Source organism: Mesorhizobium sp. L-8-10, assembly GCF_016756635.1.
GTDB lineage: Bacteria > Pseudomonadota > Alphaproteobacteria > Rhizobiales > Rhizobiaceae.
Genome location: NZ_AP023263.1, coordinates 2,162,570 through 2,188,168 on the forward strand (window position 1 = coordinate 2,162,570; position 25,599 = coordinate 2,188,168).

The following is a 25,599-nucleotide window of genomic DNA, read 5'->3' on the forward strand; positions in this document are numbered from 1 at the left end:
GGGCCCGTCAGGCTGCGGCCTTCATCGCCTGCTCGAGCGTACCGTAGACGCGGTCATCGGTGCATTGAGCGACATTGAAGCGCATGAAACCGGAAGCCGTCTGCGACGGGCTGAACACATTGCCGGGCGCCAGCACCAGGTCGGCCGAGATCGCGCGGCGCGCGATTTCGCCTGCATCGAGCCCACCGGGCAACCGGCACCACAGGAACATGCCCGCCGCCGGTTCGATCCAGGGCTCGATGCCGAGGGCGCCGAGCCGGCGTCGCGTCGCCGCTCTCGCTTTCGCCAGGCGCCCGTGAAGAGCTTCCAGATGCCTGCGGTAACTGCCGTCCTTCAACATTGCGAGCACGAGCTCGGCCGAAAGGCGCGGGCTGGAGAAGCCGGTGGCTATCCTCAGGTCGACGAGGCTCTCGATCCAGTCCCGTCGGCCCGCGATATATCCGCAGCGCACCGATGCAGACAGCGTCTTGGAGAAGCTGCCGATGCGGACCACTCGGTCGAGACCGTCGAGAGCGGCGAGGCGCGGCGCCGGCTCATGCTCGAAATCGGCGAATATGTCGTCTTCGACGATGATCAATTCATGAGCTTCGGCAAGCTTCAGCAGCCTGTGCGCGACGGAAGGGGCCAGTGACGCTCCGGTCGGATTGTGCAGGCCGGAATTGGTGACGTAGAGGCGTGGCCGGTGCTCGGCCAGGGCCTGCGCGAAGAGTGCTATGTCGGGCCCGCTCGGCGTATAGGGCACGCCGACGATCTTTGCCCCGTGGGCACGCAGCAGCGCGAGAAAGTTGAAATAGCAGGGATCGTCGACGAGCACCGTGTCGCCCGGTCCGATCAGCAGGCGGCACAGAAGATCGATCGCCTGCGTACCGGATTCGGTGAGCAGGATCTGGTCGGGCGGAGCGTCCATGCCGCGCTCGGAAAGCCGCCGGGACAGCAGGCGACGCAGCGGCGGCAGGCCGAGCGCTGGCCCGTAATCGGTCAAGGCCGCTATCTCGGCCGTCCGCCCGAGGCCGCGCAAAGCGCGCCTTATGCCGTCGATCGGCATCCATTGGGCGGGCAGCCAGCCGCAGCCGGGCTTCAGCATGCCTTCACCCGCATCCAGCGACTGGCGCGACACCCAGAACGGATCGACGGCCCGGTCGAGGCGCGGACCGATCTCCGCCAGCGAAAGCGGCGCCAGGGGCGCAGCGACGTAGAAACCGGAACCGGGCCGCGAGCGTATGGCACCCTCGGCGGCGAGCCGGTCGTAGGCTTCCACCACGGTCGACTTCGACACCCGCATGGTTTCGGCCAAGGCGCGGATCGAGGGCAGCTTGGCGCCCGGGGTCAACGCGCGGCGGGCGATCCTCTGATGGACTGCGCCCATGACCTGCTCGACGAGGGTGCGTTCATCCGTAGCGGTGCTGTCCACTGTATTGCATCCATATCAGGTACAGTTTGTCAGAACCGTACCGAACCGTTTCTGGAACGTCCAGTCGCTTCGGAGGAAAGGTGCGGCCGAGAGAGACTGGAAACGAAGGACCCGGTATGGACAAGACCTCGCAGGGGTGGCTCAGCGGCTTCCTCGGAGTGCTGATCTTCAGCGGTTCGTTGCCTGCTACCCGCGTGGCGGTGGCGGATTTCGATCCGCTCTTCCTGACGGCCGCCCGCGCGAGCATTGCAGGGCTTCTGGGGGTCGCGCTTCTTGCCGCGCTCCGCCAGAAGCGACCGCAGCGCGAGGACCTCGTGCCGCTTCTCATCGTGTCGCTCGGCGTGGTCGTGGGATTTCCTCTTCTGACGGCGCTGGCGCTTCGCCATGTCACGACGGCGCATTCCATCGTCTTCGTCGGGCTCCTGCCTCTGGCGACCGCCATCTTCGGCGTCGTCAGGGGCGGCGAGCGGCCGCAGCCCTTGTTCTGGCTGTTCTCCGGCCTGGGCAGCGCGCTGGTCGCAGGTTTCGCGCTGACGCAGGGGCTCCAGGCATCACCGGTGGGCGACCTGCTGATGCTGGCCGCGATCATCGCCTGCGGGCTGGGATATGCCGAAGGCGCCAAGCTCTCGCGCAGGCTGGGGGGCTGGCAGGTCATCTGCTGGGCGCTGGTCTTGTCGCTGCCCGTGATGGTCGGGCTCACGCTGGCCAGCTTGCCCGCCTCCTGGGGTGGTATCGGGGGACCGGCCTGGCTCGGGCTGGCCTATGTGTCGCTGTTCTCGATGCTGATCGGCTTCGTGTTCTGGTACCGGGGGCTGGCCTTGGGCGGCATTGCCGGGGTCGGCCAGTTGCAGCTGCTGCAGCCCTTCTTCGGGCTGGGGCTGGCCGCACTGTTGCTCAGGGAACCCGTCAGCGGCCTTATGCTGGCGGTCACGCTGGGCGTGGTGCTGTGCGTGGCCGGATCGCGACGCTTCGCGAAATAGCCGTCTGGAGCAGGACAGCGGGCCCAGACCGCTTTGCGCCAACGCTTCCCCGTTGAGCCTCGCCGCCGCATTGCCTATGGTCTGTGGCGTTGCAACGGGAATGCCGCGCAATGCCCTTGTTTTTCATCGTGGTCGGCCTGGTCGCTGTGGTCGTCCTCTGGTGGTATCGGCGCAAGATGTTGAACGAGGCCGCGAATGACGCGGCGGAGGCGCTCGGACGCGCGCGCCGCGCGGTGCGCGGGGAAAGACAGCGCGGGCTGAACGGCGCCTCGCCGCTGCCGTCCATCGACGATCCCGTGGTCGCCGCGGCGGCCCTGCTGGCATCCATCGCTTCCGACGGCGTCGAGATGGCGCCCCAGCGGGAGACAGCGCTGCGGAAGGAGATCTCCGCGATCGCTGCCGCCGGGAAGGCGGATGCTGCTGTGGACTATGCCCTGTGGGCGACCGGCCGGATCGACGACACTGCAATGGTGATCGACCGGCTCGCGCCCTTCTTGCGCGACCGGCTCGACGAGGCGGAGAAGGGCGATCTGCTGACCATGATACGGCGCGTCGCCACCGCGGGCGGCCCGCCGCTGCCGATGCTTGAGCCGCGCATGCATCGTCTGCGGCAGAAGCTGGGGGTCGTCGTAAACTGAGCGAATAGCGAATAGCGAGTAGCGAATAGGGGAAGGACAGCCAGCCGAGCCCCTATTCGCTACTTGCTATTCGCTATTCGCTTCTCCTCAAATCGCTTCTCCCCGCAGCAGCTTCGGCGTGTCGCCCGACAGGCCTGAGGCCTGGCGGATGAAGAACTCCTTCAGGCGGGGCATGCGCTCGACGAGGCCGAGCCCGATGTCGCGCACGGCACGGACCGGGCCGAGGTCGTTGGAGAAGAGCCGGTTCAGCACGTCGGTCGTCACGCCCATCTGGACGGTGTCGAAGCGGCGCCATCGCTCGTAGCGCTGCAGGACGTCCAGGGCGCCGATGTCCTGGCCGAGCCGGTCTGCCTCGACCACGGTCTCGGCGAGCGCGGCGACGTCCTTGAAGCCGAGATTGAGACCTTGGCCGGCAATCGGATGGATGCCGTGGGCGGCGTCGCCGGCGAGCGCGAAGCGCGGCGCCACGAAGGCGCGCGACAGCGTCAGGCCGAGCGGCCAGGCGCGGGGCCTGTCCTCGACCCTGATCTCGCCGAGCTTCAGGCCGAAGCGCTGCTCCAACTCGATCTCGAAGGAGAATTCGTCACCCTGCACCAGCCTTTCCGCGTCGCTGGTGCGTTCGACCCACACGATCGAGGAGCGGTTGCCGGTGAGCGGCAGGATGGCGAAGGGGCCGGCCGGCAGGAAATGCTCCTCGGCGCGGCCGTCATGCGGCCGTTCATGGGCGATCGTGCAGACGATGCCCGACTGGCCATACTCCCATTTCACCGTCTTGATGCCTGCCATGTCGCGCAGCCGCGACCTTGCGCCGTCGGCGGCCACCAGGAGCCGGGCATCGATGGTGATGCCGTCGGCCAGATGCACCGAGATGTCGCGGCCGTTCCTGACGAAGCTGGTGACCGCGACGCCTTCGATGATGTCGATGCCGAGTTCGGCGGCGCGCCGGCGCAGGGCGCCGTTGAGGATCCTGTTCTCGACCATATGCGCGAACGGCTCACCGGGAGCGACCTCGCCGTCGAAGGTCAGGAAGACCGGCCGCACGGGGTCCGAGGTCCTGGAATCGGTGATGATCATCTCGGTGATCGCCTGCGCCTGCGGGGCGATCTCGTCCCAGCAACCGAGTTGGCCGAGCATGCGGCAGGCCGCGGCCGCGATGGCCGAGGCGCGGCCGTCCTTTTGCCAGACATTCGCCGGCGCGGCGTCAACCACCGCGACCGAGAGGCTCGGTCGCGCCTCCCGGATCGAGACGGCGGCCGCCAGGCCGACATAACCGGCGCCGGCCACCAGCACGTCGATATCGGTCTTGTTCTGGTCGGCCATGGCCTTCGTCCTTTTCACCCGGCCCGGCGCCTTCCGCGCCGGCAAGCTTGACTTCGACGGTGGTTCGTCTGAAACCGGCCCGTCCGTTCTCTCAACCAAAAGGGCGAACCATGTCGGCCGCCATGCAAGAGTTGCTTGCCATACTCGACCTCGAGGAACTCGAACACAACCTTTATCGTGGTCGCAGCCCGAAGGTGAACTGGCAGCGTGTCTTCGGCGGCCAGACCATCGCGCAGGCGCTGGTCGCCGCGCAGCGCACCGTCGAGCCCGACCGGCGCGTCCATTCGCTGCACGGCTATTTCATGCTGCCGGGCGACACCACGGTGCCGATCGTCTATCAGGTCGACCGTATCCGCGACGGCGGCTCCTTCACCACGCGGCGCGTCGTCGCCGTCCAGCACGGCCAGGCGATCTTCTCGCTGGAGGCTTCTTTCCAGGTCGAGGAGAAGGGTCTCGAGCATCAGTTCGCCATGCCCGACGACGTCCCGCCGCCGGACAGCCTGAAGTCGCAGCGCGAATTGCTCGAACAGGCCGAGAACGTGCCGGAGAATATCCGCCGCTTCTGGGCGCGGGAGCGGCCGCTGGATATGCGGCCGGTCAATGTCGATCACTATACCAGCCGCGAGAAGCTGCCGCCGAGGCAGAACATCTGGCTGCGCACCACCGGGCCGGTGCCCGCCGATCGCACAATGCAGGCGGCCGTGCTTGCCTACCTCTCGGATATGACGCTGCTGGACACCTCGACCTTCGCGCATGGCCGCGCGGTGTTCGACCGGGATCTGCAGGTGGCGAGCCTCGATCACGCAATGTGGTTCCACCGTCCGCATCTGCTCGACGGCTGGCTTCTCTACACGCAGGATAGCCCCTCGTCGTCGGGCGCGCGAGGCTTCACCCGCGGCGCCATCTATGCCGAGGACGGCACGTTGATCGCCTCGGTGGCGCAGGAAGGCCTGATCCGCCTGAGGACCCCGCCCTCAAACTAGGCAATTCTGAAAATTTGCATAATTTTTGTGCATGTTGGACATGGCGATGGCGTGGGCCGTAGCCACAAGCAGTCTTTTTTCCGTTCAATTGCAAAGCCTTGAGCGACGATTCCGGCAACTGGCACGGAGCTTGAATCCCTTGTTGCACGCTCCGTCGCCTTCGGGTGGTCGGAGATGCCACGACCAATCGCGGGACCCGCAGAACAACAAGGGTGAACCAATGAAAATCGTGATGGCAATCATCAAGCCGTTCAAGCTCGACGAGGTGCGCGAGGCGCTCACCGCCGTCGGGATCCAGGGCCTGACCGTCACCGAAGTGAAAGGCTACGGCCGCCAGAAGGGCCATACGGAGATCTACCGCGGCGCCGAATATGCCGTGAGCTTCCTGCCAAAACTCAAGATCGAGGTCGCCGTCGCCGCCGACCTCGTCGACAAGGCCGTCGAGGCGATCACCAACGCCGCCAAGACCGGACAGATCGGCGACGGGAAGATCTTCGTCTTCGGGATCGACCAGGCGGTGCGCATCCGCACCGGCGAAACCGATACCGACGCCCTCTAGCTTGCTGTTTCCGCGCCGGACTTCCCGAGGCGGATGTCCGCTCCGGGCCGATGCGGCAGCCGCCATTCCGCCTTCATGGAGATATCGATGAGATTAGATGCTTCACCTTTCGCGCCGCCGGCGCGGACCGCCCTTGCGGGCCTGTTCTTTCTTGGGGTGCTCGGCACCGTCACCGCCTTCGCCCAGGAGGCTGCGCCGGCCGCCGCAGCGGCGCCGGTCCCCGACAAGGGCGACACGGCCTGGATGCTGGTCTCGACCATCCTCGTCATCCTGATGACCATTCCGGGCCTCGCCCTCTTCTACGGCGGCCTGGTTCGTGCCAAGAATGTGCTGTCGGTGCTGATGCAGGTGTTCGCCGGCTTTGCCATGATCGCGCTTCTGTGGGTCGCCTACGGCTATTCGCTCGCCTTCACCGGCGCCGGCACGGCCGAGGAAGCGACCGCGCTGACCCCCTTCATCGGCGGCCTGAGCAAGGTCTTCCTGGCGGGCGTCGGACCGTCGTCCCTGGCCGAGACCTTCTCGGAGGGTGTCTTCATCCCGGAACTCACCTTCGTCGTGTTCCAGCTCACCTTCGCGGCCATCACGCCGGCGCTCATCATCGGCGCGGTCGCCGAACGCATGCGCTTCGGTTCGGTGATGTTCTTCCTGGCGCTGTGGTTCACCTTTGCCTATCTGCCGATCGCCCATATGGTCTGGTGGTGGGGCGGCCCGAGCGCGGCCACGGCGCCCACGGGCTATCTCTTCGGCATCGGCGCGCTCGATTTCGCCGGCGGCACGGTCGTGCACATCAATTCCGGTGTCGCCGGCCTCGTAGCGGCGCTGGTGGTCGGCCCGCGTGTCGGCTTCCTGAAGGAGAACATGGCCCCGCATAACCTGACGTTCACGCTGATCGGCGCCTGCCTGCTGTGGGTCGGCTGGTTCGGCTTCAATGCCGGCTCCAACCTCGAAGCCAACGGCCTGACCGCGCAGGCGCTGCTCAACACGATCACCGCTACGTCGGCCGCAGCCCTTGCCTGGTCGATCGTCGAGCGAATCACCCGCGGCCATGCGAGCCTCTTGGGTGCGGCTTCGGGCGCCGTCGCCGGCCTCGTCGCGATCACGCCCGCAGCCGGCCTCGCCGGCACCGGCGGCGCGATCCTGCTCGGCGCGGTGGCCGGTGCGGTCTGCCTGTGGGCGGTGGTCTCGCTGAAGCCGATGCTGAAATACGACGATTCGCTCGACGTCTTCGGCATCCACGGCGTCGGCGGCATCGTCGGGGCGCTGGGCACCGCGATCGTCGCGGCGCCCGCCCTCGGCGGCTTCGGACCCGGCGCGGAGGACTACTCGATCGCGGGGCAGTTCGGCACGCAGTTCTGGGCGGTCATCGTCGCCGTCGTCTGGTCGGCGGTCGTCGCCTTCGTGGCGCTGCAGATCGTGAAGGCGGTGATGGGCCTTCGGCTGCCTGAGGCCGGCGAGCGCGAAGGGCTCGACATCACGTCGCATGGCGAACGCGCCTACAACTGATCGTCCATCGACGGGGCGGCGACCCAACCGCCGCCCTGTCCTTCAATTATCCTCCCTGACCCGGCTTCGGCCGGGTTCTTTTTTGTCGGCAACTCAGCGCGCGACGAACCTCGACGAGGAGAAGCACCTTTTCACCGGGCAATATTTCATATCCGAAGTCGGGACGCCGGCTGGGGAAAGCACGCTGCCGTCAGGGCAGTATTGCTGGCCGCTGGCATAGTGATCGTAGATCGGCAAGCCGAGTACGCGGGACGAACGATAACTGAGGATCGCCAAGCCGTCGGCTGCGATGCGTGCCTGCACCTGCGCGCAGGTCATCTGCGTGACGTCGTAGCGTGACGCGGCGGCTGCATCGAAAACGGTGAATGAGAGAAAAATCGCGACAGGCAGAAACGGCTTCATACATCAAGGTCCGTACTCAAGAGCGCCGATCATGCGCGAAAAACGATTGCACGCGCAATGCCTTGTCACTGCGGCGCCGGGCAATTGCCACCGCTGGGCGATGACCGGAAGAGATGCCGGGCCTGTAAGTCTTGCGGGGGAGAAAAGCGGAGAAAGCCGCCCGGCTCATCCCGGGCGGCCTTCACGACCTGCCGGGTTGGGGAGGACAGCAGGTCGTGAGACAGAGACTAGGTCGGCAGCGTGAATTCAGCGTGACCTAGCGGAAGCTTAAGGCCTACCCCTTATGATCAGGTATCCTCCGCCAATCGGAGCAGTCGACTCTCCGGTAGGCGACTTTGGAAGGTGGGCGAGCCGCGAGACCATGCCGGTGCAATGCCGGCGCGCATGACCAAGGGGCCGGCTTGCGGCTGGCCGCTTCCGGGCAATCGCTTTCCCGTCTTCCCGATGATCCGTGCAAAGGGGCTCCGCCATCGATTGCTCGACCGATCGGGCAACAGGACAATTGCCGTGCCGCCTGAACGCGTCGCCCACGGCGCCTTTGAGGGACTTCTCGACCTCGTCGCGTGGCGACACGCTCCAGGGATCGTCAGCCGGAGCACCTTGGCTGGCACCTCAGGCAGCGGCTTTGGATTTGAGCGGCGGCTTCGCCGTCTTGGACGCGCCATCCGGGCTAGGCGGCGGCGCCTCTCTGGTGTCGCGAGGAGGGTGCGCCTTGTGCCCCGACGGCGGCTAAGCCGCGGCTTGCGGTTTTCCGCGGCTTCCTGAGAAAAATCGTCTCGCGGGTCAGGACCACTCGCGGCCATGAGTTTGCGAGCGCCGAGTTCGTAGGCAGTCTTGTCGGGCATCGCCAGTACTCCGGTTTCGATCGAGTCAACCGGCTGTGACGCTTCTGGTTCCGGGCTCCTTGAGCGGCGGAGCCGCTATCGTCAGCGCTACCCCTCCGACCAGCCGGCGCCCTCCGGAACTCAAGCATCCATGCGCTTGTCGGGCGTCAGGAATGGTGTGAGTATTCCGTCCGAATATCGTGATTGCGATGGAGAGGTGCCATGCAACTTCATCAACGCGGCGTCGATCTCCTGGTCAACGTGATGGATGCCGCCGACCACGTCGAAGTGCTCACACACGACGAAATCCGTCGTTTGCTCAAGGAAGTCGCGGAGGTCATGAGCCTCATTCTCGAGCGCGACGCAGAAGTTGCGCTCAAGGAACAATAATCGAACGACCTTCGAACCTGCGGGGGCGTTTGAGCTGGATTGCTACCTAACCTGGGCCTTGAAGGCGGCGTAGCGCGCCTTGTTCTCCTCGTTCGGCGGATAAAGACCTGGTAGCGCCACGCCTTCGTCCACCCGGCTCATGATCCAGCCTTCCAGCCGCTCCTGCTCGATGGACTCTTCGGTCACCGCTTCGACCAGGTCGGCGGGGATCAGCACCGCGCCGTCATCGTCGATCACGATCATGTCGCCGGGGAAGACGGCCACGCCGCCGCAGCCGATCGGCTCTTGCCAGTTGACGAAGGTGAGGCCCGCCACCGAAGGCGGAGCAGCGACACCGCTGCACCAGACCGGCAGGCCGGTGGCGCGCACGCCCGCCACGTCGCGCACGACACCGTCAGTCACCAGCGCGGCCACGCCGCGCTTCCGCATGCGCGCGCAAAGGATGTCGCCGAAGATGCCTGCGTCGGTGACGCCCATCGCATCGACCACGGCGACGCAGCCCTCGGGCATGGCTTCGATCGCGGCGCGGGTCGAGATCGGCGAGGACCAGCTCGCCGGCGTTGCCAGATCCTCGCGCGCGGGCACGAAGCGCAGCGTAAAGGCGCGGCCGACGATACGCGGCTGGCCGGGGTTGAGCGGTGCCGCCCCCCGCAGCCAGACATTGCGCAGGCCCTTCTTGAGCAGCACCGTGGTCAGGGTCGCCGTGGTTACCTTGGACAAGGCCTCGATGAGTGCCTGATCATTGTTTGTATCGACGGTCATGAATGTCTCCTCGGGAATTCGGCATCAGATGCTGGCGATCAGGCCGCCATCCACGCGCACGGTGCTGCCGGTGATATAGGCCGCGCGCGTGCTGGCAAGGAAGGTGACGGCGTCGGCATATTCTTCGGGCTGGCCATAGCGCCCGACGGGGATGGCGGCGACGCTCTCGGCGGCCACTTCCGCAACGCTGCGGTTTTCGCGTTCGGCTTTCTGCTTGTCCAGGAAGGTGATGCGCGACGTGGCGATGCGGCCCGGCAGGATGATGTTGGCTGTGATACCGTCGCGGCCCACCTCGCGCGCGAGCGTCTTGGACCAGCCCACAAGCGCAACGCGCAGCGAATTGGAAAGGCCGAGATTGGGGATCGGCGCGACCACGCCCGAGGAAGTGGAGGTGATGATGCGTCCCCATTTACGCTCACGCATGCCGGGCAGCACCCGGTCGGTGATCGCAATCACGGACAGGACCATGGCCTCGAAGCTCTGCCGCCACAGAGCGGCGTCCTGGCCCGACACAGTGGAGGGCTTCGGCCCGCCCGTGTTGTTGACGAGAATGTCCACGTCTCCAAGCTCCGCCTCGATCCGGGCAACGTTCGGCTCGATCACGGCAAGGTCGCCGAGATCCCATTCAAGGGCGAGTGCAACGCCACCCTGAGCACGGATCACCGTTGCCGTGGTCTCTGCCGCCGCGAGATCTATGTCGCCGAGTGCGACCTTGACGCCTTCGCGCGCGAGCGCCTGCGCGATGGCGCCGCCGAGGCCGCCGCCCGCGCCCAGAACCAATGCCGTCTTTCCCCTGATTCCAAGATCCATCACCTAATCCGTTCCTTGTCAGTGTTGTCGGGTTTGGGGCGGCTCGATCTCACGACAGCCTGTCGCAAGCCGACCTGATGCGGGTGCAGGCCGCTTCCAGCTTCTCGGTCGCCGTGGCGAAGGAGATGCGGAAATAGGGAGCAAGCCCGAAAGCGCTGCCGGGCACGGCGGCGACGCCGGCTTCCTCAAGCAGCCACATGACGAAATCCGTATCGGTCGCGATGATCTTTCCGTCCGGGCGCTTGCGGCCGATCATCCCGGCGCAGGAGGGGAAGAGATAGAAAGCCCCGACCGGCTTGATGCAGCTCAACCCCTCAATGGAATTGAAAGCCTCGAGGCAGAGGTCACGCCGCTGGCGGAAGGTTTCGTTGCGGGCGGACAGGAAATCCATCGGCCCGTTCAGCGCCGCGACCGCCGCCGCCTGGCTCACCGAACTCGGGTTCGAGGTGCTTTGCGACTGCAAGGTGGCCATGGCCTTGATGATATCTGCCGGGCCGCCGGCAAAGCCGATGCGCCAGCCCGTCATTGAATAGGCCTTCGACACGCCGTTGCAGGTCAGAGTGCGGTCCATGAACTGGGGCTCGACGGCGGCAATGGTCGCGAATTCCCATCCGTCATAGCGGATATGCTCGTACATGTCGTCGGTCATGACGAGGATGCGGGGGAATTCCAGCAGCACCTCGGCCAGTGACTTGAGATGCGCGGCCGAATAACCGGCGCCGGTCGGGTTCGACGGTGAATTGAGGATCAGCCATTTGGTGCGCCGCGTTATCGCGGCGCGCAGCGCCTTCGCCGTCAGCAGGAAATTGTCTTCCTCGGGACAGGGCACGGTGACAGGCACGCCGCCAGCAAGACGCACCATGTCCGGATAGGAAACCCAGTAGGGCGCTGGGACGATCACCTCGTCGCCCTCGTCCAGCGTGGCCAGCAGCGCGTTGTAGAGCACCTGCTTGCCGCCGGTACCGACGCTGACCTGGTCGAGCCCGTAGCTCAGGCTGTTCTCCCGCAGGAATTTCGCGGCCACTGCCTGCTTCAGCTCGGGCGTGCCGTCGACATCGGTGTAGCGGGTCTTCCCCGCTGCGATCGCTGCCTGTCCCGCCACCTGGATATGCTCCGGCGTATCGAAATCGGGTTCGCCCTGCGACAGACCGATGATCTCCTTGCCCTGGCCGCGCAGTTCGGCTGCGAGCCGGGTCATGGCGATGGTGGGCGAAGGCTGAACTGCCTGAAGACGCGAGGAGAGGCGTGGCGCCGAATTGGAGGTCATGTCGTTCTCATGCTTCCCTAGGAGTGGGCCGCATCAGATTGCGGCGATCAACTGGATTTCGACCGGCGCATTGCCGGGAAGTGTCGTGACACCGACGGCGGCACGGCTGCCGATGCCCTCCGGTCCCAGCTCGGAGCGGAGATGCTGCGAGGCGAAATCCGCAAGCTTCGAATGAGCGATGAAGCCTGGCTCGGCCGCGAAATAGACGGTAAGGCTGAGGATCGCGGCGATGTGCTCACCCTCGCCGAGCATGCCGCGGGCGGCGGCAAGCGCGTTGGCGCAGGCCAGAACCACCGCGTCGCGATAATCCTCGACCGACACGTCGGCGCGCACCGGACCCGTGAACATCAGTTTGCCGTTCCGGCGCGGCGTCATGCCCGAGGTGAAGATCAGACCGCCGTGCCGTTTGGCAGGAATATAGTCGCCCTGCGGCACGGGCTGGCCATGCAGAGAGGCGCTCATGCGCGATACCTTTCGACCAGCGAGGCCAGACGCTCCACCGCCGCAACGGCGGCCAGATGATCCTGCGAGAAGTTCAGCCGCACGCTGTCGCCGGTATGCGGGCTGAATTCGGTTCCCGGCGTTACGATCACGCCGGCCTGAAGGCGGAGGATCTTCACGAAATCGGCGTGGGAGACGGAAAGCGCGGGAAGGCGCGGGAAGAGATAGCTGCCGGCCTGCGGTGCGCGGGCGAAAGCCCCCTCGATGCCACGCAGGACCTTGAGCAGATCGTCGCGGATGGCCTGATGCTGGCGGATGCGGTCGTCCATCCAGCCTTCCGGCTCGTCGAACCAGCTCCGCAGAACCGCCTGCGAATAGCCTGCCGCGCGGAGGCTGACGATGGCCTGCAATTTTTCCATGCGAGCGATGACGGATTTCGATCCGAAGGCCACGCCGAGGCGGTAGCCGGAGAGCGATTCCGTCTTGGACGGCCCCATGATGGTGACGACGTTTTCCGCGTTGATCGCCTGCGCGCGCAGATGCGTGTAGGTGACGCGCACATAGTGCAGGCGCGAATAGAGCTGGTCGGCGATGACGGTCGCGCCGTATTTACCGGCCAGCGCCGCGATCTGCCTGACTTCCTCGGCGGAGTAGACAACGCCTGCTGGATTGTTCGGGTTGGAGAAGAGGAAGACCTTCGCCCCCGCCTTGAAGGCGTCTTCGAGCCCGCTGAGGTCGAGCCCGGCGCGGCTTTCATCAGCGCTCACATAGTCGAGTTGGACCGGGAGCATCTCGCCCTCGAAGAACCCTACAAGCTTGCGATTGGCGAAGTAATCCGGCTGAACGATGGCGACCTTGTCGCCGCGTGACACGGTTGCCGCCACGGCGAGGAACAACGCGCCTTGCGTGCCGGGCGTGATGATCATGCCGTCGCGGCCATCGACAGGCGCGCCGGTGAAGGCGGCTAACCGCCCGGCGACCAGTTCGCGAATGCCGATGTCGCCGCGATATTCGGTATAGGCCTGCGCGCCTCCGAGCGCGACGCCGGCCGAAAACAATTCGAAGGAGCCGGGCGTCGGCTCATGTGCGTCAACGTCGCCATGCGAGAAATCGACCGGACGCCCTTCGATCGCCGCGCCGCGCAGCAGGCTTTCGATGTCCGATGTCTGCTGTCGGACTTCCTGGCCGGGCGCATTGTCCGTGCCCAGCTTCTTGAATTTGGCTTCGATCGACATTCCGGTTCCTCGGGGAAAGGCGTGTATGGGCGGACCGGCGTCCGTCGCGGCGGCGACTTTATGCGCCGAAAAGAAACGACAAAATCTGGTCTTTTGTAGTTTTAGAAGATAGAAAAACTATCTTATGGACATTCGTTTTCTCGAAAGTTTCGTCACGGTCGCGGATTATGGCTCAATCGCCGAGGCGGCGCGCCGGCTGAACGTGACGCCCGCCGCATTGGCGCAGCGTCTGCGCACGCTGGAACAGGATCTCGGTCATTCGCTTGTGACACGCGTAGGGCGCACGGTGCGCCCGACCGCCTCGGGCCTGGCAGTGCTGCGACATGCCCGCAACCTGATCGAGAGTGCGCGCGACCTGCGCGCCATCGCAGCCAATGACGAGCCCGCCGGTCTGCTCCGGCTCGGTGCGACCGCGACATCGCTGACAGGGCTTTTGCCCGATATCATCTCGCGGTTGAGGGCGCGCCATCCGAGGATCGAATATTTCATCCGGCCGGATTCATCGGTCGATCTCTATCACGGTGTTCTGGCGGGGGAACTCGACGCTGCCGTGATCGTGCAGCCGCAGTTCCCGATCCCGAAATCGACCGGCTGGCTGACGCTCCGGGAAGAACCTCTGGTGCTGATCGCGCCCGAGAAGACGGAACTGGGCGATCTCCACGCGGTGATCGCGCACCATCCCTTCATCCGCTATGACCGCAACCAGTGGGGCGGACAGATCGTCGATCGATACCTGCGCGAGCATTCGCTGAGCGTGCGGGAATGGCTGGAACTCGATGCGCTCGACGCGATCGCGGCACTTGTGAGCCGCGGGCTTGGCGTAGCCATCGTGCCGGACTGGGCGCCGCCATGGCCGGAGGGCCTGAAATTGCAGAAGCGCCATCTGCCAAAAGGCGGCGTGCGCCAGACCGGCGTTCTCTGGAACCGGTCCGGCGCGCGGATCGCGGCCGTGCGGGCCTTCGTCGATATTTGCGGCGGCGAGTCCGCGGAGTAAGTCAGGCCAGCCGGATTTCCAGCCGCGCCATCAGCCTTTCGACTTCAGCAATGTCAACTGCCGAAAGCTTCGGTCCCGGCGCGCGGGTCGCGGCCGAGGCGATCGCGCCGCGCCGCATCAGTATATATTTGCGCACCGCGAGACCGAATCCGGGCTGCTGCTCGTGACGCAGGATCGGAAGGTAGCGGTCAAACAGATCCTCGGCTTCGTCTGCCTTGCCGGCGCGATGCAGCGCCACCGTCTTCACCAGCGCCTCGGGAAAGGCGAATCCGGTCATCGCGCCGTCTGCTCCGCGCTGCAATTCCTGCGGCAGATAGAGCCCGCCATTGCCGACGAGGATCGACAGCCGCGCCACGCCAGGCGTTTGCTCCTGCTCGCGCAACTGCGTGATTTTGGTCAAACCCGGCCAATCCTCATGCTTGAGCATGACGATCTGTGCACGGGCTGCCGAAAGGCGCCGGATCAGGCCGGGCGATACCGGCAGGTTGGTCGAAAGCGGGAAGTCCTGGAACACCACCGGCACGTCTGCGCCGAGCGCATCACAGACCGCATGGAAATAGGCTTCGATTCGGTCCTCGCGAGCCGGGCCCGCATTGGGAGCGACCATCACGCCGGCCGCGCCGTGATCCATCGCGTAGCGGCCTAGATCGGCGAGATTGCCGAGCCCCGCATCCGAGACGCCGACGACAACCGGCACATCGCCTGCGCGCTTGGAGACCGTGTCGATGACGGCGCGGCGTTCTTCCGGCGTCATCTTGTTGGCTTCGCCCATCATGCCGAGGATCGTCATGCCGGTGACGCCGTGTCCGACATAGAAATCGACCAGGCGGCGCAGGCTTTCGTGATCCACCGCTCCGTGATCGGTGAACGGCGTCGCGGCGATGATGTAGACGCCGCTGGTTTCACGATCGATTTTCCGAGCCATGTCTTCTCCCCTCAGATCGCCGCGGCGCGGCGCGTTTCGATGTAGTAGCGGCGCAGGTCACGTGTGAGTGCGCCCGGCTTTCCGCCGCCGATGACTGCGCCGTCGATGCGGACCACCGGCACCACGAAGTTGGTTGCGGAAGTGATGAAGGCCTCGCGCGCCGCCACTGCCTCGGCTGGTGTGAAGGGGCGTTCCTCAACGCGGATGCCGTGCTCGGCTGCAAGCTCGAGCACAGAGGCGCGGGTGATGCCCGGCAAAAGCGCATGTGAAAGATCGCGTGTGACCAGGACATCGTCGGCCGTGACGATATGGGATGTCGCCGCGCTGGATTCGGTGACATGCCCGTCTTCGACGAGCCAGGCATCGTCCGCGCCACGTTCCTTGGCCTCCATCTTGGCCATGCAGGGATAGAGAAGCTGGATCGTCTTGATGTCGCGCCGGCCCCAGCGCAGGTCGGGCAGAAGCGCAACCGCGATGCCCTCTTCAGCGGCGCGGTTCTCCAGCACGTTCTTCGCCTGGGTGAACAGTACCAGAGTCGGCGGCGTGCCGGCCGGCGGATAGGCGAAATCGCGGTCGGCGACGCCGCGCGTCAACTGGAGATAGATCATTCCCTGATCCATGCCGTTGCGCGCCACGATCTCTCGGTGCACCGCAAGCAGGCCGTCCTCGTCCAGCGGCAGAACCATGCCCAGTTCGCGTGCCGAGCGCTGCAGGCGTGCCGCATGGCCGGCATAGTCGACCAGCTTGCCGTCGAGCACGCAGGTCACTTCGTAGATACCGTCGGCCATGAGAAAACCGCGGTCGAAAACCGAGACCTTGGCTTCGGACTCCGGCAACCACTCGCCGTTGATGTAGATGATCCGTGTCACGTCCTTATCCTTCAGGCTTTTGCAAAGGGCGCGATCTCGACGCCGTTGTCCTCCAGCGCGGCCCGCAGGGCGCGCGCGATTTCGGTCGCGCCAGGCGTATCGCCATGGACGCAAAGCGTTTCAGGCTCGACCGGCAGCGTCTTGCCGCCGGTCGTCGGGATGCGGCCGTTGAGCACCATCTCCAGCACCTGATCGAGACTTTGCCTCGGATCGTGGATGACCGCGCCCGGCTGGCCGCGCGGGGTCAGTTCCCCCTCATCCGTGTAACTGCGGTCGGCATAGATCTCGCAGGCCACGGGCAGCCCCGCCTTCTCGGCGGCGCGGTAGGTCTCGGAATAGGGCAAGGTAATGAAAGTCAGGCCGGGATCGACTGCGCGGATCGCACTGACACAGAGTGCGGCAAGTTCGGGATCGACCGCCGCCATGTTGCCGAGCGCGCCATGTGTCTTCACATGGGTCATCGGGTGGCCTTCCAGCGCGCACATGCCCTGCATGGCGACGATCTGGAAAATGAGCTGGGTTTCAAGGTCCTCCGGCCGCTCGCCAGAGATGCGGCGACGTCCGAAGCCATAGAGATCGGCGAAGGATGGATGCGCGCCAACGGCCACCCCGTTCTCCTTGGCCATGCGAATCGTCCGGCGCATCACGACCGGGTCGCCGGCATGAAAACCGCAGGCGACATTGGCCGTCGTGACGAGTTTCAGCATCGCGGCATCGTCACCAATCGAATAGGCGCCGAAGCTTTCTCCCATGTCGCAGTTAAGGTCGATTCTTCTGGTCATTCCCGCCTCCTTCGAGCGAATGCCTTTTGATTACAACTTGTTAGCATATTTTCCGAGGTCATTTCCCCGCAACGGATTGACAGGCGGGATTATGATGGCCTTATAATGGATACAGGTGGTGTACCGAAATTACAAGAACATTGGCAACCACTGGCAACATCAAAGGGAACATGATGAAAATGGGAAAACTTGCTACTTTCACCGCTGCCTGCGCGTTCGCAATCTCGACAACGGCTGCATTCGCCGAAACAGCCTGGGACATGTCCGTCGTCTGGCCCGAGGGGAACTTTCACACCCAGAACGCCATGGCTTTCGCCGAGCGCGTCAAGGAAGCGACCGACGGCGAGGTTGTCATCACCGTGCATTCCGGCGGCGCGCTTGGCATCAAGGGCCCGGAAGGCATGGCAGCCGTGCGTGACGGGCTCGTGCCGATCGCCGATATCCTGCTGAACCAGCAGGTCGGTGAGGCTCCGGTGTTGGGCGTTGAGACGCTGCCTTTCCTCGCGCCGACGATGCCTGAGCTTGCGCTCCTGCACAAATTCTATCGGCCCAAGCTGGAGGAAGTCGCGGCCAGCATGAACCAGAAGGTTCTCTACATGGTGCCGTGGCCGGGTCAGGCGGTCTATTCGCCTGACAAGATCAATACACTCGACGACATGAAGGGCCTGACCATTCGTGTCGTGGATGCGAATGGCACGTCCTTCTTCGAGGCACTTGGAGCCACGCCGATCCAGATGCCATGGGGCGAGGTCGTTCCTTCGCTCGCAGCCGGAACCATCAAGGGCGTTACGACGTCGTCCTCCTCCGGCGTTGACGGTGCATTCTGGGAATTCACCAAGAACATGAGCACTTTCAACTGGCAGGCTTCCTCCAATATGGTTTCCGTCAACCTCGACGCCTGGAACGAGCTGCCGCTGGAGACCCAGAAGAAGATCGAAGCGGTTGCCGAGCGGATGGAAGGCCAGTTCTGGCTCAACAGCCGCGCCGAGGATGCCAAGAAGATCGCGGTGCTGAAGGAGCATGGCATCGACGTGACGGCGCCTTCGTCGGAGCTGAATGCGGCCCTGATGGAAAAGGCGATGCCGTTGTGGGACGAGTTCAAGAAGCGCGTACCTGACGCCGCGCCGATAATCGACGCCTATCTCACGGCCAGAGACTGAGGCTGTTTCGCCGAAACCGGCTGGCTTGGGGTCAGCCGGGACGAAACCCGGTCGCTTGCCGTTGACGCAGGCGGCCGCCTATCGGTCGGATTATTGTTATGACATCTTCCTCTTCTCCTCGGTTTCATGGTCTGATCGCGATGATCGACCGGTTGACCGATCTGGGCAGCATCACCGGCGCGCTGAGCCTGCTCTGCATTCTCATCCTCATCGGCGGCGAGATCGTCGCCCGGAACCTCCTGGGTATCTCCCTTCATTTCTCGTGGGATCTTGCAGGTTATCTGATGGGTGCCTGCTTTCTGCTCTCCAGCGCCGCCGCGATGAAAGGCGGCAGCCACGTTCGCGTCACGGCGCTTCTCGAGACGCTTCCTCCCGCTGTTGCCCGTGTGCTTGAGGTGTTCGCCTGTCTGGTGGGCTTCGCGATCTGCGTGACGCTGAGCTGGGCGCTGATCGACATGGCCTGGCTGTCGGGAATGCGCGGCTCGACCGCAGCGACTGCCTTCCGTGTACCGCTGATCTATCCCCAGGCCGTGCTCGCCATCGGCGCCGTGCTTCTGACCTTGCAATGTCTGGCGCAGTTCCTGAGGCTGATGTGCGGCGAAGCGCTCGCGACCGGCCCGGGCCTGGAATAAGGGGCGCGAGGATGGGAAAAATCATTGCCACCCTTCTCGGTCTGATGACGCTGCTTCTGGGCTCGGGCCTGTGGATCGGCCTGGGTCTGATCGGCACTGGCGTCGGCCTGCTGGAATTTTTCCGGCCAAACATGCCGTCGCTGAAGCTGATTGCTCAGCAGACCTGGAACACGGTCGTATCGCCCGAGCTGCTGGCATTGCCGCTGTTCATTCTCATGGCCGAGATCCTGTTCCGAACCAGGATTTCCGAAGCGCTTTTCACGGGCCTCTCGCCCTGGCTTCGGCGCGTGCCCGGCCGGTTGAGCCACCTGACGGTAATGGGCTGCACGCTGTTTGCCTCGGTCTGCGGATCGTCGGCTGCGACGACCGTCACGGTCGGACGCATCACCGCCAAGGAACTGATCGGCCGGGGCTACAATCGCGATCTGGTCACTGGCAGCCTAGCCGGGGCAGGAACGCTGGGCTTCCTGATCCCGCCTTCCACCATCATGATCATCTATGGGGTGATGGCGGAGGAATCGATCCTGCGTCTCTTCATCGCCGGCATTGTGCCGGGTGTCCTGCTGGCGGCCTCCTATATGGGCTATCTCGGCATCCGCGCCTGGCTCAATCCATCGCTGGTTGGCGAGCCGCCGGATCCCACGACATTGTGGCAGAAGCTCGTCGCACTCAAGGATCTGGGGCCGCTCATCCTGCTCATCCTGGGTGTGATGGGCTCCATGTATGGCGGCATCGCCTCGCCGACCGAGGCTGCCGCCGTGGGCGTGGCCGCTTCGATGGCGATCGGCTTCGCGCAGCGTACTCTGGATCTGAAAGGTGTGATGATTGCCGCACGCCAGGCTGCGGAAAGCTGCGCCATGATCGGCCTGATCATGATCGGCGCCATGTTCCTGTCGACCGTCATCGGCTATCTGGGCGTGCCGCGCTTCATCGCCACCGGGATCCAGAGCTGGGGCATGCCGCCGCTTATGCTGGTTGTCGTGCTGCTGGTCTTCTACGTCCTGCTCGGCATGGTCATGGAGGGGCTCGGCATCATTGTCATGACCCTGCCGATCACGTTGCCGCTGGCTCTGTCGGCGGGCTATGACAAGATCTGGTTCGGCATATTCATCGTGATCGTTGTCGAGATGGCGCAGATCACGCCGCCGGTCGGCTTCAACCTGACCGTGATCCAGCGCCTGACAGGCGACAGCATGGGGCGGATCACCCGGGCCACCATGCCGTTCTTCTTCATCATGGCGGCCTTTGTGTTCATCATGGCGCTCTTTCCCGGAATAATCGGGTTCCTGCCCCAGACGGTGCGGGGACAGTGAGAGCGGACCGGCAAGCCGATGCGCGGCGGCCCCAGGGTCGCTGCTCCAAACGGAACTGATACTGTGAATACCGATGACCCCGACCATTCTTCCCTGCGGTGATGCCGCGCTCGTGCTGCAGATCGGCGACAAGATCGACGCCGAAGCAAATGCGTGCGTCATTGCATTGGCGGACGAGTTGACGGCCCGCGCGCTGCCCGGGGTGCTGGAGATCGTGCCTACCTATCGCTCGCTGCTCGTGCGTTACAATCCTGGGCAGATCAGGGGCGGCGATCTGGAACAACGGCTGCTCCAGGCCTTTGAACATCCTGCCAATGTGTCAGACCAAGGACGCTTGTGGATCGTGCCTTGCCTTTATGGCGGTGAGGTCGGGCAGGACCTTGACGAACTGGCCGCGACGAAGGGCCTGTCGTCCGAGGAGGTTATCGCGCTGCATTCCGGTGCGGAATACCGCATTTACATGATCGGTTTCGCGCCCGGTTTTGCCTATCTCGGCGGCCTTCCGGAAATCCTCCATACGCCGCGCCTGCTGAAGCCCCGGCAGAACATTCCGGCAGGCGCCATCGGCATAGGCGGCCAGCAGGGCAATATCAACTCCGTGGCTGGCCCGTCGGGATGGCGTTTTATCGGCTGGACGCCGGTGAAGTCATTTGATCCCGAGCGGGCTGAGCCGTTCCTGTTCCGCGCCGGGGATCGCATCCGCTTCCGCCCCATAGGCGAGGAGGAAAGCCGCGATCTTATCGCGCGCTCCGCCGCGGGCGAAATGATCGTTGTCCCGGAGACCACGGGAGGACTGGCGCAATGAGCATCGAAGTCCTCTCCGCCGGGCCGATGCTGACCATACAGGACGCCGGCCGCTTCGGTTTTCGTCATCTCGGCGTGTCGGCCGCCGGCCCGATCGATGCGGCGGCCATGGCGCTGGCCAATGCGCTTTGCGGCAATGACATCGGAGCGGCGGCTCTGGAATTTGCAGGTCCGGGCGGCCGCTTTCGCACGACGCGCGCACTGCGCTTTGCCGTCACAGGCGGACCCTGCGACATCCGTGTCGACAACCGGATCGTCGCTGCCGGCGAAAGTCATCGCCTGTTGCCCGGCGAAACCCTGTCCATAGGCGTGCCCCAGGGCGTGGTCTGGGGTTACATGGCCATTTCGGGGGGCATCGCTTCACCTGTCGTACTGGGGTCGCGCTCCACTCATCTGCGCAGCGGTCTCGGCGGGATCGAGGGGCGTGCCCTGCGTACGGGCGACATACTCCCGCTCGGCCTCGATGACGTCGATGGTCCATGCCTGCGGCCCGCGAGCCCGCTTCAGGGGGCGAGCATTCCTTGCGGCAAGGGACCCATTCGTCTGATCCTCGGCCCGCAACAGGATTACTTCGCGCCTGAGATCATTGCACGGCTGACGGAGGAGGAGTTCACCGTCACACCGCAGCGGGACCGGATGGCCATGGTGCTCGGAGGTGTCGAACTGCCGGCAATGGGCGGACACGACATCGTCTCCGACGGCACAGTGCCGGGCTCGGTTCAGGTGCCCGGTTCGGGTCTCCCGCTGGTTCTTCTCGCGGAAAGCCAGACGACCGGCGGTTATCCGAAGATTGCCACCATCGCGTCGGTCGATCTGGCGCGGCTGGCACAGATGCCGGTAGGCAGCACGCTGCGTTTCGCCATCATAACCCGCGACGAGGGAGAGGAACTCTTGTTGGCGCATCAACGCAATATGCGTGCGGTGCTCGCGGATCTGGTCGCCAAGCCTGAAGGCGATCTGCATTCCGAATATCTTCTCTCATGCGATCTGATCGGTATCTTTGCAGCCGAAGAAATCCTACATCCCGTGTGGTCGCAGCAGGGGGGAGGTTGACATGAGCGGCTCGTATAATCTGGCACGAGAAGCACACAGGCGGATCATCGGCATGATCTTCGAGGGTGCTCTCAAATCCGGCGACGCCCTTCAGGAGGCCGCGCTGGGCGAAGTGCTCGGCATGTCGCGCACGCCCGTCCGCGAAGCGATCAAGCGGATCGAGAGCGAGGGGCTGGCCGCGGCCGAAGGCCGGTTCACGCGCGTCCGCAGCCTGACCGCTGCGGAGATCGAGGAGATTTTCTTCCTTCGCCTTGAACTGGAGCCATTCACCGCTCGCTCCGCCGTGCGGCTGCCGCCGGCTCAGGTCGATGCGATGGAGGCGCGCATCAGGAAATTGATGGCGGCCGGTCCGGAGATCGATGATCTGCATTGGCAAACCGACGATGATTTCCATGCTTTGCTGGCGCAGGAGGCGGGTAATCGGACCATCGCTTCGACCGTTGAGGCTCTGCGCCGCCGTACCTGCGTCTTCGACCATACCCAGGTGCCGGACCGCTTTCTGAAAGGCTGTGCCGAACATCTCGTGATCCTGGACGCCGTCCGTTCCGGTGACGCCGATGCAGTCGAAACGGCGATGCGACGCCATCTCGAGAATGCACGCGACGCAGTGCTTGGACGCTTGCGGGAGCTTCCCGGCCAACCGCAGGACACGACAGCAGAAACGAAATGAAGTGTCTTGTCATCCAGCCGATTCACGAAGCCGGCCTCTCGATGCTCCGGCAGAACGGGATCGAACCGGTTTTCTGTCCGGCTCCCGACATGGCAACCGTCGCGCTCCATATTGCGGGCTGCGAGGCGGTCATCACGCGCGATGCCGGACTGGATGCGCGCGCTTTTGAGGCAGGCGACCGGCTGCGCGTGGTGGTGGTGCACGGAACCGGCCATGACCCGGTCGACAAGGCCGCAGCCGCGCGGGCCGGCGTCGTGGTAGCCAATACTCCGGGCGCCAACGCCCGCTCGGTCGCCGAACTGGCGCTCGGGCTTGCGATCGCCGTGGCGCGCCGGATTCCCGCAGCGGACCGTGCCGCGCGCGATAGTCGCAAGGGTTTTCGCGAGTCCGCCAGCTTCACCGAGCTTTCCGGCAAGACAGCGCTTATCCTTGGCTGGGGTGCTATCGGGCGCGATTTCGGACGAATGCTCGACCAGGCTTTCGGGATGCGCGTTGTGGTTCACTCTCCCCGCGCGCCCGAGACGGGCGGCTATGCCCGCGCGTCGAGCCTTGCTGCCGGCCTTGCCGAGGCTGATCTGGTTTCCCTGCACACGCCGCTGCGCGAGGAGACCCGCAACCTGATGGACGCTGCTGCCTTCGCCGCGATGAAGCCGGGAGCGATCCTTGTCAATGTTGCCCGCGCCGGGCTGGTGGATGAGGAAGCGCTGCTGGCCTCGATCGCATCGGGCCATCTTGGCGGGGCCGGGCTCGACGTCTATTCCACTCACGCATCGCAAGGTCCACTGGCGGGATTCGAGAACGTCGTTTTCACGCCCCATCTCGGTGGGACTTCGGACGATGCGCTGCGCCGGGTCGCCGAGGCGGCGGCGGGGCATGTCGTGTCCGCCCTTTCTGGGCGGATGCCTGCGACTACATTGAATCCCGGAGCCTGGGGGGGCGCTTTCGCATGAACGGCACAGCCGCAAGCAAGGTCGCAGCGGACAGCACTTCCCAGGTCGTTCGCGACACCATTGCCCGCGTCCTGTCGCGGGTGAATGCGCTCTCCGAAGACGGGCCGGGCTGGACACGCCCGTCCTACAGCGACCTGGAGAGTCAGGCCCATGCGGTTATCGAGGACGAGGCCCGCGCTCTCGGTCTGGCCGTCAGCCGCGACGCGGCGGGCAATCTCTTCGCCCGCATGAAGGGAAGCGATCCGACCGCCACGGCACTCTACACCGGCTCGCATCTCGATACCGTCAGCCAGGGTGGCGCCTATGACGGGCAGGCCGGCGTGGCCGGGGCGCTGGCGTTGGTCGCGGCGCTGCGCGCCGGCGGCGCAACCCCGCCGATGGATATCGTCGTCACCGTTACCCGCGCCGAAGAAAGTGTGTGGTTTCCGGTCTCCTATATCGGCTCGCGCGCGGCTCTCGGGCGGCTGGAGCGCGCCGATCTTCAGGCCAGACGCGTCGATACCGGCCGCAGCCTCGCCGATCACATGCGCGAACAGGGATATGATCCCGAAGCGCTGATGCGGGCCGTCCCGCCCGCTCCGGCGAAATTTCTCGAGTTTCATATCGAGCAGGGACCGACGCTGCATGATGCGAGGGAAGCTTATGCCGTGGTCACCGCGATCCGGGGCGGACTGCGCTATCGCACAGCCAGGGTGCATGGTGCCTGGGCCCATTCGGGCGCAGCACCACGCGAGGGCCGCGCCGATGCGGTGGTGGCGTTTTCCGATCTGGTCATGGCGATGGACCGGATATGGGCGCAAATGCTTGCCGACGGTATCGACCTGACGGTGACTTTCGGCAAGGTCGATGCCGCCAGCCCCGCCCATGCCATGGCAAAGGTGGCAGGAGAACTGGGTTTCTGTCTCGATCTCCGCTCCGCCGACCCGGATGCGCTTGAGGCAGCCGACCGCAAGCTGCGGGCCGAGATCGCCCGGATCGAGAGCGAACGTCCGGGCATCCGTTTCGACCTTGGCGTTCAAAGCCGCAGTCTGCCGGCCCGCCTTTCAGGCGAAATGGCCGACTGGGTGGCCGGCGGGGCCGCACGGCTGGGCGACAATCCGCGCCGTATGTTGTCAGGCGGCGGGCACGACGCAGCCGCCTTCACCACTGCTGGATGGGACAGCGTCATGGTCTTCATCCGCAACTGGAACGGCAGCCACTGTCCTGAGGAGGGCATGGATCAGCACGATCTGGCGCGGGCAGTGGAGGCAGTGCACGCTGCGGTGCTGGGGCTTGCGACACCATGAGCTCGCAAACACTTTCCCAAAACGCCTATCACAGCATCAAGGACGACATCGCTACGGGCCGGATCGCGCCGAACACCATTCTGTCGGAACGTGATCTCGCCGACAGGCTCGGCATTTCCCGCACGCCGCTGCGATCGGCCATGTCCCGACTGGAGCGAGAAAACGTGATCGACCGGCTGGCGAACGGGGCCTTGCTGGTGCGTGCGATCACGATCGAACAACTGCTCGAAATCGTCCAGCTTCGCCAGATCCTCGAACGATCCGCCGCAGCGCGCGCCGCCGAGTTCGGACCGACACCGGCGCTTCTTGAAGTGCGCGAGGCCATGACGCGTTACCTTGACGACGGCAAGGCCACCTTCGACGATTTCTGGCGCGATGACGAGCTGTTTCACCTTGGCGTTGCCCTTGCCGCCCGGATGGAGTTGCTGCCTGAACTGCTGGCCGAGCAGCGGGCCATAGTCCGGCGAAGCACCATCATCCGCACGCATGACAATTTCGCGGATCAGGCGAAGGAGCATATCGCCGTCATCGACGCCATAGTCGACGGCAATCCCGCAGCCGCCCGCGCGGCCATGTCGCTCCATTTCGATAACATGCGGACGCGAACGCTCGGCTCGCTGTCCAGTCGCTGAAAGA

General features: G+C 64.9%; 27 protein-coding genes. 16 read left to right on the plus strand and 11 right to left on the minus strand.

The genetic code is table 11. The features are described from left to right. Nucleotides 1-7 precede the first annotated feature (7 nt). Nucleotides 8-1,366, minus strand: coding sequence for an aminotransferase-like domain-containing protein (locus JN280_RS10115; RefSeq protein ID WP_202314671.1), 1,359 nt, complete (start codon nucleotides 1,364-1,366; stop codon nucleotides 8-10). A gap of 161 nt (nucleotides 1,367-1,527) precedes the next feature. Between JN280_RS10115 and JN280_RS10120 the strand changes: the two genes are divergently transcribed. Together JN280_RS10120 and JN280_RS10125 are read left to right on the plus strand one after the other, a co-directional pair. Continuing rightward, complete coding sequence (locus JN280_RS10120; protein ID WP_202311877.1) at nucleotides 1,528-2,391, plus strand: DMT family transporter; 864 nt, start codon at nucleotides 1,528-1,530, stop codon at nucleotides 2,389-2,391. A gap of 110 nt (nucleotides 2,392-2,501) precedes the next feature. Continuing rightward, complete coding sequence (locus JN280_RS10125) at nucleotides 2,502-3,029, plus strand: hypothetical protein (protein ID WP_202311879.1); 528 nt, start codon at nucleotides 2,502-2,504, stop codon at nucleotides 3,027-3,029. Between the two features lie 87 nt (nucleotides 3,030-3,116). Here the strand turns inward: JN280_RS10125 and JN280_RS10130 are convergent, their stop codons facing one another. Then, entirely contained in the window at nucleotides 3,117-4,349 is a 1,233-nt protein-coding gene (locus tag JN280_RS10130; protein ID WP_202311881.1) for a ubiquinone biosynthesis hydroxylase, read from the minus strand. 110 nt (nucleotides 4,350-4,459) lie between these two features. Between JN280_RS10130 and tesB the strand changes: the two genes are divergently transcribed. The 3 genes from tesB to JN280_RS10145 all read left to right on the plus strand — a co-directional run bounded on the left by tesB (nucleotide 4,460) and on the right by JN280_RS10145 (nucleotide 7,394). Beyond that, a complete protein-coding gene (gene tesB / locus JN280_RS10135) occupies nucleotides 4,460-5,332 on the plus strand; it encodes an acyl-CoA thioesterase II (RefSeq protein WP_202311883.1) in 873 nt (290 codons plus the stop codon). Nucleotides 5,333-5,552: 220 nt separating this feature from the next. After that, nucleotides 5,553-5,891 (plus strand): P-II family nitrogen regulator, encoded by a 339-nt coding sequence (locus JN280_RS10140; RefSeq protein ID WP_202311885.1) that lies wholly within the window; start codon nucleotides 5,553-5,555, stop codon nucleotides 5,889-5,891. Nucleotides 5,892-5,978: 87 nt separating this feature from the next. Next, on the plus strand, nucleotides 5,979-7,394 hold the full coding sequence (locus tag JN280_RS10145; protein ID WP_202311887.1) for an ammonium transporter: 1,416 nt from the start codon (nucleotides 5,979-5,981) through the stop codon (nucleotides 7,392-7,394). Nucleotides 7,395-7,487: 93 nt separating this feature from the next. On the opposite strand, the gene JN280_RS10150 is transcribed toward JN280_RS10145, so the two are convergent. Continuing rightward, a complete protein-coding gene (locus JN280_RS10150; protein WP_202311889.1) occupies nucleotides 7,488-7,796 on the minus strand; it encodes a hypothetical protein in 309 nt (102 codons plus the stop codon). Between the two features lie 1,046 nt (nucleotides 7,797-8,842). Here JN280_RS10150 and JN280_RS10155 point away from each other — a divergent pair. Next, nucleotides 8,843-9,010, plus strand: coding sequence for a hypothetical protein (locus JN280_RS10155; protein WP_202311891.1), 168 nt, complete (start codon nucleotides 8,843-8,845; stop codon nucleotides 9,008-9,010). A 42-nt stretch (nucleotides 9,011-9,052) separates the two neighbouring features. On the opposite strand, the gene JN280_RS10160 is transcribed toward JN280_RS10155, so the two are convergent. From JN280_RS10160 to JN280_RS10180, 5 genes are read right to left on the minus strand one after another with little or no spacing between them, the layout of a single operon-like run. Next, on the minus strand, nucleotides 9,053-9,772 hold the full coding sequence (locus JN280_RS10160; RefSeq protein WP_202311893.1) for a ribonuclease activity regulator RraA: 720 nt from the start codon (nucleotides 9,770-9,772) through the stop codon (nucleotides 9,053-9,055). A gap of 24 nt (nucleotides 9,773-9,796) precedes the next feature. Beyond that, the gene (locus JN280_RS10165) at nucleotides 9,797-10,582 is read right to left on the minus strand and encodes an SDR family oxidoreductase (RefSeq protein WP_202311895.1); all 786 of its coding nucleotides are present in this window, start codon (nucleotides 10,580-10,582) and stop codon (nucleotides 9,797-9,799) included. A 49-nt stretch (nucleotides 10,583-10,631) separates the two neighbouring features. Continuing rightward, nucleotides 10,632-11,849 (minus strand): pyridoxal phosphate-dependent aminotransferase, encoded by a 1,218-nt coding sequence (locus JN280_RS10170; protein WP_202311896.1) that lies wholly within the window; start codon nucleotides 11,847-11,849, stop codon nucleotides 10,632-10,634. A 33-nt stretch (nucleotides 11,850-11,882) separates the two neighbouring features. Next, nucleotides 11,883-12,311, minus strand: coding sequence for a RidA family protein (locus tag JN280_RS10175; protein ID WP_202311897.1), 429 nt, complete (start codon nucleotides 12,309-12,311; stop codon nucleotides 11,883-11,885). Further along, nucleotides 12,308-13,525 carry a pyridoxal phosphate-dependent aminotransferase gene (locus JN280_RS10180; protein WP_202311898.1) on the minus strand — a complete coding sequence of 406 codons (1,218 nt, stop codon included), beginning with the start codon at nucleotides 13,523-13,525 and terminating at the stop codon, nucleotides 12,308-12,310. Before JN280_RS10180 ends, JN280_RS10175 begins: the two co-directional genes overlap by 4 nt. 124 nt (nucleotides 13,526-13,649) lie before the next feature. Here JN280_RS10180 and JN280_RS10185 point away from each other — a divergent pair, with 124 nt between their 5' ends. Then, a complete protein-coding gene (locus JN280_RS10185) occupies nucleotides 13,650-14,519 on the plus strand; it encodes a LysR substrate-binding domain-containing protein (protein ID WP_202311899.1) in 870 nt (289 codons plus the stop codon). 1 nt (nucleotide 14,520) lies between these two features. On the opposite strand, the gene JN280_RS10190 is transcribed toward JN280_RS10185, so the two are convergent. From JN280_RS10190 to JN280_RS10200, 3 genes are read right to left on the minus strand one after another with little or no spacing between them, the layout of a single operon-like run. After that, on the minus strand, nucleotides 14,521-15,444 hold the full coding sequence (locus tag JN280_RS10190) for a dihydrodipicolinate synthase family protein (RefSeq protein ID WP_202311900.1): 924 nt from the start codon (nucleotides 15,442-15,444) through the stop codon (nucleotides 14,521-14,523). An 11-nt stretch (nucleotides 15,445-15,455) separates the two neighbouring features. After that, nucleotides 15,456-16,313, minus strand: coding sequence for a D-amino-acid transaminase (locus JN280_RS10195; RefSeq protein WP_202311901.1), 858 nt, complete (start codon nucleotides 16,311-16,313; stop codon nucleotides 15,456-15,458). A gap of 11 nt (nucleotides 16,314-16,324) precedes the next feature. Beyond that, nucleotides 16,325-17,095, minus strand: coding sequence for a LamB/YcsF family protein (locus tag JN280_RS10200; RefSeq protein WP_202311902.1), 771 nt, complete (start codon nucleotides 17,093-17,095; stop codon nucleotides 16,325-16,327). Nucleotides 17,096-17,274: 179 nt separating this feature from the next. Here JN280_RS10200 and JN280_RS10205 point away from each other — a divergent pair, with 179 nt between their 5' ends. The 9 genes from JN280_RS10205 to JN280_RS10245 all read left to right on the plus strand — a co-directional run bounded on the left by JN280_RS10205 (nucleotide 17,275) and on the right by JN280_RS10245 (nucleotide 25,595). After that, entirely contained in the window at nucleotides 17,275-18,255 is a 981-nt protein-coding gene (locus tag JN280_RS10205) for a TRAP transporter substrate-binding protein (protein WP_202311904.1), read from the plus strand. Between the two features lie 98 nt (nucleotides 18,256-18,353). Beyond that, entirely contained in the window at nucleotides 18,354-18,887 is a 534-nt protein-coding gene (locus tag JN280_RS10210; protein WP_202311906.1) for a TRAP transporter small permease subunit, read from the plus strand. An 11-nt stretch (nucleotides 18,888-18,898) separates the two neighbouring features. After that, nucleotides 18,899-20,200: a TRAP transporter large permease gene (locus tag JN280_RS10215; protein WP_202311908.1), complete on the plus strand. Its 1,302-nt coding sequence runs from the start codon at nucleotides 18,899-18,901 to the stop codon at nucleotides 20,198-20,200. A gap of 73 nt (nucleotides 20,201-20,273) precedes the next feature. Beyond that, on the plus strand, nucleotides 20,274-21,005 hold the full coding sequence (gene pxpB, locus JN280_RS10220; RefSeq protein WP_202311910.1) for a 5-oxoprolinase subunit PxpB: 732 nt from the start codon (nucleotides 20,274-20,276) through the stop codon (nucleotides 21,003-21,005). Continuing rightward, nucleotides 21,002-22,057 carry a 5-oxoprolinase subunit C family protein gene (locus JN280_RS10225; RefSeq protein WP_202311912.1) on the plus strand — a complete coding sequence of 352 codons (1,056 nt, stop codon included), beginning with the start codon at nucleotides 21,002-21,004 and terminating at the stop codon, nucleotides 22,055-22,057. The genes pxpB and JN280_RS10225 overlap by 4 nt, the downstream gene beginning before the upstream one ends. 1 nt (nucleotide 22,058) lies before the next feature. Beyond that, nucleotides 22,059-22,727, plus strand: coding sequence for a GntR family transcriptional regulator (locus tag JN280_RS10230; protein WP_202314672.1), 669 nt, complete (start codon nucleotides 22,059-22,061; stop codon nucleotides 22,725-22,727). After that, the gene (locus JN280_RS10235) at nucleotides 22,724-23,677 is read left to right on the plus strand and encodes a hydroxyacid dehydrogenase (protein ID WP_202311914.1); all 954 of its coding nucleotides are present in this window, start codon (nucleotides 22,724-22,726) and stop codon (nucleotides 23,675-23,677) included. Before JN280_RS10230 ends, JN280_RS10235 begins: the two co-directional genes overlap by 4 nt. After that, nucleotides 23,674-24,963 carry a hydantoinase/carbamoylase family amidase gene (locus JN280_RS10240; protein WP_202311916.1) on the plus strand — a complete coding sequence of 430 codons (1,290 nt, stop codon included), beginning with the start codon at nucleotides 23,674-23,676 and terminating at the stop codon, nucleotides 24,961-24,963. The genes JN280_RS10235 and JN280_RS10240 overlap by 4 nt, the downstream gene beginning before the upstream one ends. Further along, nucleotides 24,960-25,595 (plus strand): GntR family transcriptional regulator, encoded by a 636-nt coding sequence (locus tag JN280_RS10245; RefSeq protein WP_202311917.1) that lies wholly within the window; start codon nucleotides 24,960-24,962, stop codon nucleotides 25,593-25,595. The genes JN280_RS10240 and JN280_RS10245 overlap by 4 nt, the downstream gene beginning before the upstream one ends. Nucleotides 25,596-25,599 lie beyond the last annotated feature (4 nt).

Coding starts and splice junctions, on each gene's coding strand:
- JN280_RS10185 (WP_202311899.1), top strand. CDS start 13,650: ATGGACATTCGTTTTCTCGAAAGTTTCGTCACGGTCGCGGATTATGGC.
- JN280_RS10165 (WP_202311895.1), bottom strand. CDS start 10,582: ATGGATCTTGGAATCAGGGGAAAGACGGCATTGGTTCTGGGCGCGGGC.
- JN280_RS10150 (WP_202311889.1), bottom strand. CDS start 7,796: ATGAAGCCGTTTCTGCCTGTCGCGATTTTTCTCTCATTCACCGTTTTC.
- JN280_RS10130 (WP_202311881.1), bottom strand. CDS start 4,349: ATGGCCGACCAGAACAAGACCGATATCGACGTGCTGGTGGCCGGCGCC.
- JN280_RS10145 (WP_202311887.1), top strand. CDS start 5,979: ATGAGATTAGATGCTTCACCTTTCGCGCCGCCGGCGCGGACCGCCCTT.
- JN280_RS10225 (WP_202311912.1), top strand. CDS start 21,002: ATGAGCATCGAAGTCCTCTCCGCCGGGCCGATGCTGACCATACAGGAC.
- JN280_RS10140 (WP_202311885.1), top strand. CDS start 5,553: ATGAAAATCGTGATGGCAATCATCAAGCCGTTCAAGCTCGACGAGGTG.
- JN280_RS10230 (WP_202314672.1), top strand. CDS start 22,059: ATGAGCGGCTCGTATAATCTGGCACGAGAAGCACACAGGCGGATCATC.
- JN280_RS10160 (WP_202311893.1), bottom strand. CDS start 9,772: ATGACCGTCGATACAAACAATGATCAGGCACTCATCGAGGCCTTGTCC.
- JN280_RS10120 (WP_202311877.1), top strand. CDS start 1,528: ATGGACAAGACCTCGCAGGGGTGGCTCAGCGGCTTCCTCGGAGTGCTG.
- tesB (WP_202311883.1), top strand. CDS start 4,460: ATGTCGGCCGCCATGCAAGAGTTGCTTGCCATACTCGACCTCGAGGAA.
- JN280_RS10115 (WP_202314671.1), bottom strand. CDS start 1,366: ATGGGCGCAGTCCATCAGAGGATCGCCCGCCGCGCGTTGACCCCGGGC.
- JN280_RS10205 (WP_202311904.1), top strand. CDS start 17,275: ATGGGAAAACTTGCTACTTTCACCGCTGCCTGCGCGTTCGCAATCTCG.
- JN280_RS10200 (WP_202311902.1), bottom strand. CDS start 17,095: ATGACCAGAAGAATCGACCTTAACTGCGACATGGGAGAAAGCTTCGGC.
- JN280_RS10125 (WP_202311879.1), top strand. CDS start 2,502: ATGCCCTTGTTTTTCATCGTGGTCGGCCTGGTCGCTGTGGTCGTCCTC.
- JN280_RS10240 (WP_202311916.1), top strand. CDS start 23,674: ATGAACGGCACAGCCGCAAGCAAGGTCGCAGCGGACAGCACTTCCCAG.
- JN280_RS10190 (WP_202311900.1), bottom strand. CDS start 15,444: ATGGCTCGGAAAATCGATCGTGAAACCAGCGGCGTCTACATCATCGCC.
- JN280_RS10235 (WP_202311914.1), top strand. CDS start 22,724: ATGAAGTGTCTTGTCATCCAGCCGATTCACGAAGCCGGCCTCTCGATG.
- JN280_RS10175 (WP_202311897.1), bottom strand. CDS start 12,311: ATGAGCGCCTCTCTGCATGGCCAGCCCGTGCCGCAGGGCGACTATATT.
- JN280_RS10215 (WP_202311908.1), top strand. CDS start 18,899: ATGGGAAAAATCATTGCCACCCTTCTCGGTCTGATGACGCTGCTTCTG.
- JN280_RS10170 (WP_202311896.1), bottom strand. CDS start 11,849: ATGACCTCCAATTCGGCGCCACGCCTCTCCTCGCGTCTTCAGGCAGTT.
- JN280_RS10155 (WP_202311891.1), top strand. CDS start 8,843: ATGCAACTTCATCAACGCGGCGTCGATCTCCTGGTCAACGTGATGGAT.
- pxpB (WP_202311910.1), top strand. CDS start 20,274: ATGACCCCGACCATTCTTCCCTGCGGTGATGCCGCGCTCGTGCTGCAG.
- JN280_RS10245 (WP_202311917.1), top strand. CDS start 24,960: ATGAGCTCGCAAACACTTTCCCAAAACGCCTATCACAGCATCAAGGAC.
- JN280_RS10210 (WP_202311906.1), top strand. CDS start 18,354: ATGACATCTTCCTCTTCTCCTCGGTTTCATGGTCTGATCGCGATGATC.
- JN280_RS10180 (WP_202311898.1), bottom strand. CDS start 13,525: ATGTCGATCGAAGCCAAATTCAAGAAGCTGGGCACGGACAATGCGCCC.